Source organism: Streptomyces sp. ALI-76-A (assembly GCF_030287445.1).
Classification (GTDB): Bacteria; Actinomycetota; Actinomycetes; order Streptomycetales; family Streptomycetaceae; genus Streptomyces.
Map to the genome: position 1 here is coordinate 5,805,349 of NZ_JASVWB010000002.1, position 13,925 is coordinate 5,819,273.

Here is a 13,925-nt window from a genome sequence, read left to right on the forward strand (position 1 = left end):
CCGACACGCGGTGGTATCAGGGTGCACGTGCGGGGGCGCACAGTCTGCCGGAAGCGCCGCCCCGGAGCGAGGGATACGGACAGTCACCAGCACGGCACATTGTCGGTGGCGTGGGGCAGGATGGGGCGGATGAGCGAGGAGAGCCTTCCGGTCGACGTCCGCGCGGAGCACGCGGACGCGCTGCCGGAGTACGCCGAGCGGGTCCTCGATGTCGCCGAACGGATCCCGCCCGGGCACGTGATGACCTATGGCGACGTCGCCGAGTGGCTGGAGGAGGGCGGGCCGCGTCAGGTCGGACGCGTCATGGCCCTCTACGGAGGAGCCGTCCCGTGGTGGCGGGTCGTCCGCGCGGACGGCGTCCTGCTCCCGGGCCACGAACTGGAGGCGCTCGGCCGCTACCGCACCGAGGGCACCCCCCTGAGGGACGCGAGCAGAGCCACCGAGGGCCATCAGCCCCGTATCGACATGAGACGGGCGCGATGGGGCGGCGGCGAACGCGCGGAAGGTCACACCTGACAGCTTCCGCCATCGGACCGGCCCAGGGGTGCCCTGACGTCCGTACGGGGGAAACGGGGCACGTCCGTGGCATGCCGTACGTTCGTGAGGCGAGGGGCGTACGGGCCCGGAGTGTCGTGAGGGAAGAAGGGGAAGCCCTGCTTCCGCACCACTCGTCGGCGTACCGTCGGCTGCGCGCGTCGCTCTCACCCCCCGGCCACCACCCTCCCCGCGCGGTGGTCCGACCATCCGTCGCCCGACCACCCCGCCTCGACGCCGGCGCTCAGCGTCGGCAGTGACCACCCGCACACCCACCAGGACCGGCGAACCACGTGAGCTCCTCTTCCTCCACCAGGCGTCTGTCGCACACTCAGGTGCGCCAGGGGAACTGTGGCGCTTACCGACTGGTACGTACCCCGCCGGCCCGTGTGGACCCCCCTCGTCTTGACGCCGCACAGCGCTCCGTGGTTGACCACCGGACCGGCCCGCTGCTCGTCCTCGCAGGTCCCGGCACCGGAAAGACCACCACGCTGGTCGAGTCGGTCGCGGCGCGGATCGCCCGGGGAGGGGACCCCGCGCGCGTGCTGGTGCTGACGTTCAGCCGCAAGGCGGCCGTCGAACTGCGCGACCGCATGGCGCTGCGCATAGGAGCCGCCCGCGCGCCCCAGGCGACCACGTTCCACTCGTTCTGCTACGCCCTGGTCCGCGCCCACCAGGACACCGACCTGTTCGTCGAGCCGCTCCGGCTGCTGTCCGGTCCGGAGCAGGATGTCGCCGTCCGTGAACTGCTCGCGGGCCAGCCCGACCTGGAGCGGCTCGGCCTCGCCCACGTGCGCTGGCCGGACGAGCTGCGCGCCTGCCTGACCACCCGGGGCTTCGCCGACGAGGTCCGCGCGGTCCTCGCCCGCAGCCGCGAACTGGGACTGGGCCCCGGCACCCTGGACGCCTTCGCCCGCCGCATCGGCCGCCCCGACTGGCGGGCCGCGGCCGCCTTCCTCGCCGAGTACCTCGACGTCCTCGACCTCCAGGGCGTGCTCGACTACGCCGAACTGGTCCACCGAGCGGTCCTCCTCGCCCGCCGCCCCGAGGTCGCCGCACGGCTCGCCGCCCAGTACGACGCCGTACTCGTCGACGAGTACCAGGACACCGACCCGGCACAGGTGCGACTGCTGCACGCCCTCGCCGGCGACGGCCGCACCCTCGTCGCCTTCGGCGACCCCGACCAGTCCATCTACGCCTTCCGGGGCGCCGACGTGAACGGCATCCTGGACTTCCCGCGGGACTTCCCGCGCGCGGACGGCCGGCCCGCGCCCGTGGAAGTCCTGCGCACCTCCCGCCGCTCCGGCGCCGCCCTGCTGGCCGCCACCCGGCTGCTGACCCAGCGCATGCCGCTGACCCGTCTCCCGTCCGACAAGGTGCGCGCCCACCGGGAGCTCGCTCCGGTGCGGGACGGCGGCCGGGTCGAGGTCTACACGTACCCGACACCCGGGACCGAGCTGGACAACGTCGCCGACATCCTCCGCAGGGCCCACCTGGAGGACGGCGTCCCCTGGAGCGAGATGGCCGTCCTGGTGCGCGCCGGAGCCCGCACCCTCCCCACGGTCCGCCGCGCGCTCACCTCCGCCGGGGTTCCCCTCGACATCGACGGGAACGACCTGCCCCTGCGCCACGAACCGGCGGTGGCGCCGCTGCTGACGGCACTGCGGGCGGTGGCCGTGGCCGTGGCGGAGGCGGCGGAACATTCCGGTCGGGGGACCGAAGGCGGCGCCGGTGAGGAACCCGGCGGGGGAGGAGCGTCCGACGCACCCGAGCCAGCCGCCGAGGGGACGCGACCGGCTTCCGAGGAGTCCCGCCGGGGTTCCGACGACCCGGGGCGGGCCTCCGGGGAGTCCCGGCGGGGTTCCGACGACTCGGGGCGGGCCCCTGAGGAGCCCCACCGAGGTTCCGAGGACCCGGGGCTTGCCTCTGAGGAGCCTCGGCGGGATGCCGATGCCATGGGGCCAGTAGCCGAAGAGGCACGCCCGGACACCGACGACCCGCACCCCGGATCCGCGCAGCCGCGGCCGGCCGCCTGCTGGCTCGACACCGAGACCGCCCTGACCCTGCTCGCCTCCCCGCTCGCGGGCATGGACGCCGCCGACCTGCGCCGCCTCGGGCGGGCCCTGCGCGACGAGGAGCGGGCCGGGGGCAACGCCCTGCCGCCGCCGTCGGACGAGTTGCTCGCGCGGGCACTGGCCGAGCCGGAGCGGCTGGCCGTGCACGACCCCGCGTACGCGCGGGGCGCCCAGCGGCTGGGCGCGCTGCTCAGGAAGGTCCGTGAGCGCCTCGCGGGCGGCGGAACGGCCGAGGAGGCGCTGTGGGACCTGTGGGAGGGCACGCCGTGGCCCACGCGCCTGGAACGGGCCGCCCGGCGCGGTGGCGCGGCCGGCCGCAACGCCGACCGGGACCTGGACGCCATCTGCGCGCTGTTCGCCACCGCGTCCCGCGCGGAGGAGCGCACCGGCGGTCGGGGCGCCCTGAACTTCCTGGAGGAGATCGACGCCGAGGACATCGCCGCCGACACGCTCACCCGGCGGGCCGTACGACCCGACGCCGTCCGCCTGATGACCGCGCACCGCTCCAAGGGCCTGGAGTGGCGCCTGGTCGTCGTCGCGGGCGTCCAGGAGGGCCTGTGGCCGGACCTGCGCCGCCGCGGCTCCCTCCTGGAGGCCGACCGGATCGGCCGCGACGGCCTGGCCGAACCGCTCACCCCGGGCGCGCTGCTCGCCGAGGAGCGCCGCCTGTTCTACGTGGCCGCCACGCGCGCGCGGGAGCGTCTGGTCGTCACGGCGGTCAAGGCACCCGCGGACGACGGCGACCAGCCCTCCCGCTTCCTGACCGAACTCGGCGTCGAACCCAGGGACGTCACGGGCCGCCCGCGCCGCCCGCTGTCCGTCGCCGCACTCGTCGCCGAACTGCGCGCCACGACGGTCGACCCACGCGTGTCCGACGCCCTCAGGGAAGCCGCCGCCCGCCGACTGGCCCGGCTCGCGACGCTCGCGGACGAGGAGGGCCGGCCCCTGGTGCCGTCCGCCCACCCCTACCGGTGGTGGGGCATGTTCGAGCCGACCGAGAGCAAGGTGCCGCTGCGCGACCGGGACCAGCCCGTGGTCCTCTCCGGCAGCGCCCTGGACCAGCTCGCCAACACCTGCACCCTCCAGTGGTTCCTGGGCCGGGAGGTGAAGGCCGACGCCCCCTCGACGGCCGCGCAGGGCTTCGGCAACGTGGTGCACGTCCTCGCCGACGAAGTGGCGTCCGGACACACGCCGGCCGACCTCGATGTCCTCATGGAACGACTCGACTCGGTGTGGAACGCGCTCGCCTTCGACGCGCCGTGGAAGTCGGCGCAGGAGAAGGCCACCGCGCGCGTGGCCCTCGAACGCTTCCTGAAGTGGCACGTCATGGACCGCACCGGGCGGACACCGGTGGCCAGCGAGCACGACTTCGACGTGACCCTCGAGGCGGGCGACTACGAGGTGCGCATCCGCGGCCAGATGGACCGCGTGGAGGCCGACCGTGAGGGCCGCGCCTACGTCGTCGACTTCAAGACCGGCAAGCAGGCGCCCAGCGCCAAGGAGGTGGCCCACCACCCCCAGCTCGCCGTCTACCAGCTCGCCGTCCGGGAAGGCGCCGTCGACGAGGCCTTCGACGGCGTGCGCCCCGAACCGGGCGGTGCCGAGCTGGTGCAGCTGCGGCAGGGCGCCGCCAAACGGGACGGCGGCGAGACCCTGCCCAAGGTGCAGGCCCAGGAGCCGCTGGAGGGGGAATGGGTGGGCGATCTGCTGGCCACGGCGGCCGGCAAGGTCCTCGACGAACGGTTCACGCCGAGCGCGGGCCAGCACTGCGCCCACTGCGCGTTCCGGGCGTCGTGCAGCGCGCGCCCCGAGGGACGGCACGTGGTCGAGTGACGCACGGGACCCGCGAACTGTGGGTGCGCGAACGAGCTGGGTGTGATCGACCGCACCACATGTGCTGACCTGCGCTTCCCCCGACCCCGAGGGTGATGTGGCCTCCGTTGTCAGTGGCCGCCGCTAGCCTCTCGGACATGCCCGCGCGTCTCACCGACCCCGATCAGCTCAAGGAGCTCCTCGGTATCCCGTTCACCCCGGAGCAGACGGTCTGCATCACCGCGCCGCCCGCCCCGCAGGTGATCGTGGCCGGAGCGGGTTCGGGCAAGACCACGGTGATGGCGGCGCGGGTGGTGTGGCTGGTCGGCACCGGCCAGGTCGCACCCGAACAGGTGCTCGGCCTCACGTTCACCAACAAGGCCGCCGGCGAACTCGCCGAGCGCGTCCGCAAGGCCCTGATCAAGGCCGGTGTCACCGACCCCGACGTCATCGACCCGGACAACCCGCCGGGTGAGCCGGTGATCTCGACGTACCACGCCTTCGCGGGCCGGCTGCTGACCGACCACGGGCTGCGCATCGGACTGGAGCCGACCTCCCGGCTGCTCGCCGACGCCACCCGCTTCCAGCTCGCCGCACGCGTGCTGCGTGAGGCCCCGGGCCCCTACCCGGCGCTCACCCGCTCCTTCGCCGACCTGGTCAGCGACCTCCTCGGCCTCGACGCCGAGCTCGCCGAACACCTCGTACGGCCCGAGGAACTGCGCGCGTACGACGCCGACCTGCTGCGCACCCTGGAGGGCGCCAAGCTCACCAACGCCGATCTGCGCAAGGTCCCCGAAACGGCCGCCGCCCGCCGTGAACTGGCCGACCTCGTGGCCCGCTACCGCACCGCCAAACGCGAACGCGACCTGCTGGACTTCGGCGACCAGATCGCGCTGTCCGCCCGGCTCGCCCAGCTTCCCGAGGTGGGCCGCATCCTGCGCGAGGAGTTCCGCGTGGTGCTGCTCGACGAGTACCAGGACACCTCCGTCGCCCAGCGCATCCTCCTCGCGGGCCTCTTCGGCGGCGGCACCGGCCACCCGGTCACCGCGGTCGGCGACCCCTGCCAGGCCATCTACGGCTGGCGCGGCGCCTCCGTGGCCAACCTCGACGACTTCCCCGAGCACTTCGCCCGCGCCGACGGCCGCCCCGCGACCCGGCAGGCGCTCAGCGAGAACCGGCGCAGCGGTGGCCGCCTCCTCGACCTCGCCAACGGCCTCGCCGAGCCCCTGCGCGCCATGCACGCGGGCGTGGAGGCCCTGCGCCCGGCTCCCGGCGCCGAACGGGACGGCCTGGTGCGCTGCGCCCTCCTGCCCACCCACGCCGAGGAGATCGACTGGCTGGCGGACTCCATCGCCCACCTCGTGCGCACGGGCAAGGCGCCCGGCGAGATCGCCGTCCTGTGCCGGACGGCCACCGACTTCGCCGAGATCCAGGGGGCGCTCGTCGCCCGGGACGTCCCCGTCGAGGTCGTCGGCCTGTCGGGACTGCTGCACCTGCCCGAGATCGCCGACCTCGTCGCCGTCTGCGAGGTCCTCCAGGACCCCGGCGCCAACGCCTCCCTCGTCCGTCTCCTGACCGGCCCGCGCTGGCGCATCGGCCCGCGCGACCTCGCCCTCCTGGGGCGGCGCGCCCGGCTCCTGGTGTCCCATGCGCGCGTGGACGGCGACGACGACCCGGACCGCCGGCTCGCCGAGGCCGTCGAGGGGGTCGATCCGTCCGAGGTGATATCGCTCGCGGACGCCCTGGACACATTCCTGGAGACCCCGCTCGACGGCCACGGGGACGACGACGGGCTCCCGTTCTCCCCGGACGCGCGCGTGCGGTTCGCCCGCCTGGCCACCGAGCTGCGCGACCTGCGCCGCTCCCTGGCGGACCCGCTGATGGACGTCCTGCACCGCGTCCTCGCCGTCACCGGACTGGAGGTGGAACTCTCGGCGTCGCCGCACGCCCTGGCCGCCCGCCGCCGCGAGACCCTGTCCAACTTCCTGGACGTCGCCGCCTCGTTCGCAGCCGGCGACAACGAGGCGAGCCTGTTGGCCTTCCTCGGCTTCCTGCGTACCGCGGCCCAGTACGAGAAGGGCCTCGACAACGCCCTGCCCGGCGGCGAGAACACCGTCAAGGTGCTCACCGCGCACAAGTCCAAGGGCCTGGAGTGGGACGTCGTGGCCGTCCCCGGCCTGGTCACCGGCACCTTCCCCAGCACCCAGGGCCGCGAGAAGTGGACCTCGCAGGGAAAGGTCCTGCCGCACGAACTGCGCGGCGACGCCGACACCCTCCCCGACGTCGCCTCCTGGGACGCCCGGGGCCTGAAGGCCTTCCAGGAGGCCATGAAGGAACACCAGCACACCGAGGAACTCCGCCTCGGCTACGTCACCTTCACCCGCCCCCGCTCCCTCCTCCTCGGCTCCGGCCACTGGTGGGGGCCCACCCAGAAGAAGCCGCGCGGCCCCTCCGGCTTCCTGCAGGCCCTCTACGAGCACTGCGAAGCCGGTCATGGCGAGATCGAGGCCTGGGCCGAGGAGCCCGCCCAGGACGCGGAGAACCCCGTCCTGCACCAGGAGTCCGCCGACCAGGTGTGGCCCCTGCCCCTGGACGAAGCGGCCCTGGCCCGGCGCCGCGCGGCCGCCGAGACGGTCCTGGCCCACCTCGAGGCCCTCGCCTCCCGCACGGACGCCCGTCCCCCGGCCGCGCACGACCCCGACCGCCACGACGACCCGGACTGGCCGATCCCCCCGGACGACCGGACGACGAACGAGGGCGGCCCCTATGAGGAGGACCCCTATGAGGGGGCTCTCCACGCGGAGTACCCGCCCGTCGGGGAGGACCCCTTCGCCGACGAGGACCCGGCCGACTGGGACTCCTGGAGCGCGGCCCGCCCGACCGTCCCCCACCAGGCGGCGCCCCCGGAGCACTCCGGCACCGAACCCGCCCGCCCTCACCCCACCGAACCGGCGAGCGCGCCCCTTCCTCTCGAGGAGGCCCGCACCATCGCCTCCTGGGACCGCGACCTCGACGCCCTCACCGGCGAGCTCCTGCGCACCCGGCAGAGCATCACCGACGTTCCCCTGCCCGCATCGCTCACCGCGTCCCAGCTGCTGCACCTGGCCGCCGACCCGGACGGCTTCGCTCAGGAGCTGGCCCGCCCCATGCCCCGCCCGCCGCAGCCCGCCGCCCGCCGCGGCACCCGCTTCCACGCCTGGGTCGAGTCCCGCTTCGAAGAGCTCACGCTGCCCATGCTGGAGCCGGAGGAACTGCCCGGAAGCGAAGCCGAGATCGCCGACGAGCGCGACCTGGAAGCCCTCAAGGAGGCTTTCGAGCGCACCGAGTACGCCCAGCGCACGCCTTACCGCATCGAGGCCCCGTTCCAGCTCGCGATCGCCGGCCGCGTGGTCCGGGGCCGTATCGACGCCGTCTACAAGGAGGGTGACGGCGAGGACGCCACGTACGAGATCGTCGACTGGAAGACCGGCCGTACCCGCACCGCCGACCCGCTCCAGCTCGCCGTGTACCGGCTCGCCTGGGCCGAGCGGCAGGGCGTGCCCCTGGAGTCGGTCACGGGCGCGTTCGTCCACGTGCGCACCGGAGAGGTCGTCCGGCCGGACGGGCTGCCGGGCCGCGCGGAGCTGGAGCGGCTCCTCACCGAGCAGCCGGAGGGTGAGGAACCGCACGACGAGGATGTCACTGGGGGCGGATAGGCTCGTGACCATGAGCCAGACCCCGGACAGCGCTGTCCGTACGTACATCGAGCAGCACCGCGCCGCCTTCCTCGACGACCTGGTCGAGTGGCTGCGCATCCCGTCCGTGTCGGCCCAGCCCGACCACGCGCCCGACGTACGCCGCAGCGCCGACTGGCTCGCCGCCAAGCTCAAGGAGACCGGCTTCCCGACCACCGAGGTGTGGGAGACACCGGGCGCCCCGGCCGTCTTCGCCCAGTGGCCCGCCGCCGACCCCGAGGCACCCACCGTCCTGGTCTACGGCCACCACGACGTGCAGCCCGCCGCCCGCGAGGACGGCTGGGACAGCGAACCCTTCGAGCCCGTCGTCCGGGACGGCCGCCTCTACGCGCGCGGGGCGGCCGACGACAAGGGCCAGGTGTTCTTCCACACACTCGGGGTCCGCGCCCACCTCGCCGCCACCGGCCGCACCGCGCCCGCCGTCCACCTCAAGCTCCTGATCGAGGGCGAGGAGGAGTCGGGTTCCCCGCACTTCCGTGCCCTGGTGGAGCAGCACGCGGGCCGGCTGGCCGCCGACGCCGTGATCGTCTCCGACACCGGCATGTGGTCCGAGGACACCCCCACGGTGTGCACCGGCATGCGCGGCCTCGCCGAGTGCGAGATCCGGCTGCACGGCCCCTACCAGGACATCCACTCCGGCTCCTTCGGCGGCGCCGTCCCCAACCCCGCCATGGCCGCCGCCCGCCTCGTCGCCGCGCTGCACGACGAGCACGCGCGCGTGGCGATCCCCGGCTTCTACGACGGCGTCGTCGAACTCACCGACCGCGAACGCGCACTCTTCGCCGAACTGCCCTTCGACGAGCACCAGTGGCTGCGCACGGCCAAGTCGTACGCCACCGAGGGCGAGGCCGGGCACACCACCCTGGAACGCGTCTGGGCCCGCCCCACCGCCGAGGTCAACGGCATCGGCGGTGGCTACCAGGGCCCGGGCAGCAAGACGATCATCCCGTCCTCGGCGATGCTGAAGCTGTCCTTCCGGCTGGTCGCCGGACAGGACCCCGACCACATCGAGAAGATCGTCCGCGCCTGGGTCGAAGAGCGGCTGCCTGCCGGGATCCGCGGCGAGATCACGTTCCTCGCGGCCACCCGCCCGTGCCTGACACCGCTGGACCACCCGGCTCTGCGGTCCGTCGCCCGGGCCATGGGCCGCGCCTTCGAGCAGCCCGTCCTCTTCACCCGTGAAGGCGGCTCGGGACCGGCCGCGGACCTCCAGGAGGTCCTCGGCGCACCCGTGCTCTTCCTCGGCATCTCCGTCCCCTCCGACGGCTGGCACGCCCCGGACGAGAAGGTCGAGCTCGATCTGCTCCTCAAGGGCGTCGAGGCCACCGCGTACCTGTGGGGCGATCTCGCGGAGCACTGGAGCCATGCGCCCTGACCGTCCCGCACCGCCCGGGCGGGCACGGCGGGCACGGCACACTGGAAGGGCTGCCCCATGACCTGGAAGAGCAGTCCCTGACCGCCCCACCCGCCGGACCCGGTCGCCTCCCGCCGTCCCGCCGAACCGCCCGCGAAACACCCTTTCCACCGGGGAGTTGGAAGCACCCGTGACCACCTGGACCGACCACACCGCCGACCGCCCCATCTCGCTCACCGCCCCGAGCGGCATCGACCGCGCCGCTCACCACCGGCTCGACGAGGCCTGGCTCGCGGCGGCGTGGAGCCACCCCACCACCCGCTGCTTCGTGGTCTCCGGCGGCCAGGTCCTCATCGACGAGACGCCGGACGGCCGCACCGAACTTCTCATGACCCCGGCCTTCGAAGCCCCCCTCACCGAGGCGCACCGCTACTTCCTCGGCATCGACGAGGACGGCGTGCGCTACTTCGCCCTCCAGAAGGACACGCTCCCCGGCCGGATGGACCAGTCCGCGCGCCCGGCGGGCCTGCGGGAGGCCGGTCTCCTCCTGTCGCCCCGCGAGGCCGGCCTCATGGTGCACGCGGTCGGTCTGGAGAACTGGCAGCGCACCCACCGCTTCTGCTCCCGCTGCGGCGAGCGCACGGTCATCGCGGCCGCCGGCCACATCCGCCGCTGCCAGGCCTGCGGCGCCGAGCACTACCCGCGCACCGACCCCGCCGTGATCATGGCCGTCACCGACGAGGCCGACCGCATCCTGCTGGGCCGCCAGGTCCACTGGCCCGAAGGGCGCTTCTCGACGCTCGCCGGCTTCGTCGAGCCCGGGGAGTCCGTCGAGCAGTCGGTGCGCCGCGAGGTCTTCGAGGAGGCCGGCGTCACCGTCGGCCCGGTCGAGTACGTCGCCAGCCAGCCCTGGCCCTTCCCGTCCAGTCTCATGCTGGGCTTCATGGCCCGAGCCACCTCGACCGAGATCAACGTCGACGGCGACGAGATCCACGAGGCCCGCTGGTTCTCCCGCGACGAACTGGGCGCCGCCTTCGCCTCCGGCGAGGTGCTCCCGCCGTACGGCATCTCGATCGCGGCGCGCCTGATCGAGCTCTGGTACGGCAAGCCGCTGCCGACACGGCATTTCGTCTGAGGCACTGAGGCACGGTCGCGCACCCCTTTGCGGCGCGGACAACAGCGCGGACAACAGCAGGGCGGTCCCTGAGGCATCCTCAGGGACCGCCCTGCTCACGCTCGCGAGGCGGTTACGCGCCGATCTTCTGCTTGACCTGGGCCAGCGAAGGGTTCGTGAGGGTCGAGCCGTCCGGGAACAGCACGGTCGGAACCGTCTGGTTTCCGCCATTGGCCTTCTCGACGAACGCGGCGGACTCCGGGTCCTGCTCGATGTTGACCTCGTCGTACGCGATGCCCTCGCGGTCCATCTGGCTCTTCAGCCGACGGCAGTATCCGCACCACGTGGTGCTGTACATCGTCACAGTGCCCGGCATGTCTCTCGTGCTCCTTCGGCGGCTCGGGGATGCGTGCTCGCAGTCATGGAACGTATGCCGGGAGGCCACCATTCCCGCCCGTCCGGCCGACCCGGAGTGACGCCCGCCGCACGGTCCGACCTGACGCCTGCCGCATTAGTACGACTGCGGGTGCCTGCCTGTGGACAACCGGCTCACGCGTCTCCGGCGACCTGGCAGCATGGCCGTGTGACAGCAGCAACGCACTCCCCTCTCTTCCCGCAGACACCGGACACGGCCGACGCGGTGCTCGAAGGGCTCGACCCCGAGCAGCGCGAAGTGGCCACCGCTCTGCACGGTCCCGTGTGCGTGCTGGCGGGCGCCGGCACAGGAAAGACGCGGGCCATCACCCACCGCATCGCGTACGGCGTGCGGGCGGGCATCCTCCAGCCGTCCAGCGTGCTGGCCGTCACCTTCACCAACCGGGCCGCGGGGGAGATGCGCGGCCGGCTCCGGCAGCTCGGCGCGGGCGGCGTCCAGGCCCGCACCTTCCACTCCGCGGCGCTGCGTCAGCTCCAGTACTTCTGGCCGAAAGCGATCGGTGGCCCCATGCCCCGGCTCGTCGACCGCAAGATCCAGCTCGTCGCCGACGCGGCCGCCGCCTGCCGCATCCGCCTCGACCGTGGCGAGCTGCGGGACGTCACCGGCGAGATCGAGTGGTGCAAGGTCACCCAGACCGTCCCCGCCGACTACCCGTTCGCCGCCGTCAAGGCCGGCCGCGAGACACCCCGCGACCCGGCCGAGATCGCCCAGCTGTACTCCGCCTACGAGGACGTCAAGCGCGACCGCGCGGTCATCGACTTCGAGGATGTCCTGTTGCTGACCGTCGCCGTTCTCCAGGACCGGCAGGACGTGGCCGACCAGGTCCGTTCCCAGTACCAGCACTTCGTGGTCGACGAGTACCAGGACGTCAGCCCCCTCCAGCAGCGCCTGCTGGAGCTGTGGCTGGGCGACCGGGACAACCTGTGCGTGGTCGGTGACGCCAGCCAGACGATCTATTCGTTCACGGGAGCAACCCCCGACCATCTGCTCGACTTCCGCACCCGCCACCCCGGTGCCACGGTCGTCAAGCTGGTCCGCGACTACCGCTCCACGCCACAGGTCGTCCACCTCGCCAACGGCCTGCTCGCCCAGGCCCGCGGCCGCGCCGCCGACCACCGGCTGGAGCTGATCTCCCAGCGCGCTCCGGGCCCCGAACCCGTGTACGCCGAGTACCCCGACGAGCCCGCCGAGGCCGAGGGCGCCGCCCGCCGTATCCGTGAACTGATGGCCTCCGGCGTCCGGGCCAGCGAGATCGCCGTCCTGTTCCGCACCAACTCCCAGTCCGAGACCTACGAGCAGGCACTCGCCGACGCCGGAGTCCCCTACCAGCTGCGGGGTGCCGAGCGGTTCTTCGACCGCCCCGAGGTCCGCAAGGCGGGCATCGCCCTGCGTGCCGCGGCCCGCTTCGGCGGCAACGACTCCCTCCTGGACGACGCGGTCGACCTGCCCTCCCAGGTGCGGGCCGTGCTCTCGGGCGAGGGCTGGACCACCGAGCCCCCGGCCGGCTCCGGGGCCGTCCGAGAGCGCTGGGAGTCCCTGGCGGCCCTCGTGAACCTCGCGCAGGACTTCTCCGCCGCCAGGCCCGGTGCCACCCTGAGCGACCTCGTGGCCGAACTCGACGAGCGGGCCGGCGCCCAGCACGCCCCGACCGTGGAGGGCGTCACCCTCGCCTCCCTGCACTCCGCCAAGGGACTGGAGTGGGACGTCGTCTTCCTGGTCGGCGTCGCCGAGGGGATGATGCCGATCACCTACGCAAAGACCGACGAGCAGATCGAGGAGGAGCGCCGTCTCCTCTACGTCGGCGTCACCCGCGCCCGGCAACACCTCCATGTCTCCTGGGCACTCTCCCGCTCACCCGGCGGCCGTGCGAACCGCCGCCCCAGCCGCTTCCTCGACGGGCTCCGCCCCGGCTCCGCCTCCACCACCGCGGGCCGGGCCGCGGCGGGCGGGCCCGGAGGCGTCGAGCGCGGGTTCACCAGCAGACCGGGCGTCACCCCACGACGGAGGCAGCGCACCGTGGCCCGCTGCCGGGTGTGCGGGCGCACGCTCACCGACGCGGGCGAGATGAAGCTGATGCGCTGCGAGGACTGCCCGTCCGACATGGACGAGGGGCTCTACGAGCGGCTCCGTGAGTGGCGTGCGGTCCAGGCGCAGCGCAGCGGACAGCCCGCCTACTGCGTATTCACCGACAAGACGCTGATGGCGATCGCCGAGGCCGCCCCCGACGACGAGGGTGAGCTGACGCGGATCCCCGGGGTCGGCAGGCGCAAGCTCAACCGCTACGGAGCCGATGTTCTCGCCATATGCGCAGGCCAGGAGCCCGGAGGAGAAGAAGTTGAGGACTGACGCGAACTCGTCGAAAAAATAGTTTGCGCATGCCCCGGCAATCCCCATAGGTTCTTAGCCACGGGGACGGAGGCCTTCTCGGGGGCCCCGATTCCGTGCTGTACTTACCTATCCGTCGGACTGGTTCATCCAGTCCCTCAAGACGCCGAGAGGAGGCGATTCCAGTGATCAGCATCAACAGCAGCTCCGTCAAGACCGCCAAAATGACCGATCGCTCGGTCGTCTCCACGTGCATGCTCGGCGCCTCGATCCCGGGCACCGGTCTGCCCGGCATCGCTGCCGTGCGCCCGGCGTCCTCCCTGTCCCTGGCGGGCCTTCCGGTCCGTGAGCGCAATGAGCGAGCGACCAGGGCACTGGGAGCAGTAGCGGCACAGGCGCAGGCCTATGCCTTTACGGCGGCCGGTGCCGGTAGCCGGAAGCAGACGCAGCACCACCTGATGTGGGCCTTCCGTGGGCCAGAACCCTGGAGTGATCCAGCCTGATCGTCGATCAGGCCGGCGCCTTCAGGGCCGCGGAACCC

The 13,925-nt window shown here is 73.2% G+C and carries 8 protein-coding genes; 7 read left to right on the top strand and 1 reads right to left on the bottom strand.

Annotated features, from left to right (window positions below):
• Positions 1-129: 129 nt before the first annotated feature.
• The 5 genes from QQS16_RS27060 (at position 130) to nudC (ending at position 10,644) form a co-directional block, all read left to right on the top strand.
• Positions 130-516: an MGMT family protein gene (locus QQS16_RS27060; RefSeq protein WP_286064595.1), complete on the top strand. Its 387-nt coding sequence runs from the start codon at positions 130-132 to the stop codon at positions 514-516.
• 311 nt (positions 517-827) lie between these two features.
• The gene (locus QQS16_RS27065; protein WP_286064597.1) at positions 828-4,442 is read left to right on the top strand and encodes an ATP-dependent helicase; all 3,615 of its coding nucleotides are present in this window, start codon (positions 828-830) and stop codon (positions 4,440-4,442) included.
• 137 nt (positions 4,443-4,579) lie between these two features.
• A complete protein-coding gene (locus QQS16_RS27070; protein ID WP_286064598.1) occupies positions 4,580-8,116 on the top strand; it encodes an ATP-dependent helicase in 3,537 nt (1,178 codons plus the stop codon).
• A 10-nt stretch (positions 8,117-8,126) separates the two neighbouring features.
• Entirely contained in the window at positions 8,127-9,530 is a 1,404-nt protein-coding gene (locus QQS16_RS27075) for a dipeptidase (protein WP_286064600.1), read from the top strand.
• A gap of 169 nt (positions 9,531-9,699) precedes the next feature.
• Positions 9,700-10,644: an NAD(+) diphosphatase gene (gene nudC / locus QQS16_RS27080; RefSeq protein ID WP_286064601.1), complete on the top strand. Its 945-nt coding sequence runs from the start codon at positions 9,700-9,702 to the stop codon at positions 10,642-10,644.
• 112 nt (positions 10,645-10,756) lie between these two features.
• On the opposite strand, the gene QQS16_RS27085 is transcribed toward nudC, so the two are convergent.
• Entirely contained in the window at positions 10,757-10,999 is a 243-nt protein-coding gene (locus QQS16_RS27085; protein ID WP_286064603.1) for a mycoredoxin, read from the bottom strand.
• 207 nt (positions 11,000-11,206) lie between these two features.
• Between QQS16_RS27085 and QQS16_RS27090 the strand changes: the two genes are divergently transcribed.
• Both QQS16_RS27090 and QQS16_RS27095 read left to right on the top strand, forming a co-directional pair.
• On the top strand, positions 11,207-13,405 hold the full coding sequence (locus QQS16_RS27090) for an ATP-dependent DNA helicase UvrD2 (protein ID WP_286064605.1): 2,199 nt from the start codon (positions 11,207-11,209) through the stop codon (positions 13,403-13,405).
• Between the two features lie 164 nt (positions 13,406-13,569).
• Positions 13,570-13,887, top strand: coding sequence for a hypothetical protein (locus tag QQS16_RS27095; RefSeq protein ID WP_286064607.1), 318 nt, complete (start codon positions 13,570-13,572; stop codon positions 13,885-13,887).
• Positions 13,888-13,925: the final 38 nt, after the last annotated feature.

Excerpts from the sequence above, each read along its gene's own strand:
- QQS16_RS27075 (WP_286064600.1), top strand. The coding sequence starts at position 8,127 with ATGAGCCAGACCCCGGACAGCGCTGTCCGTACGTACATCGAGCAGCAC.
- QQS16_RS27085 (WP_286064603.1), bottom strand. The coding sequence starts at position 10,999 with ATGCCGGGCACTGTGACGATGTACAGCACCACGTGGTGCGGATACTGC.
- QQS16_RS27070 (WP_286064598.1), top strand. The coding sequence starts at position 4,580 with ATGCCCGCGCGTCTCACCGACCCCGATCAGCTCAAGGAGCTCCTCGGT.
- QQS16_RS27060 (WP_286064595.1), top strand. The coding sequence starts at position 130 with ATGAGCGAGGAGAGCCTTCCGGTCGACGTCCGCGCGGAGCACGCGGAC.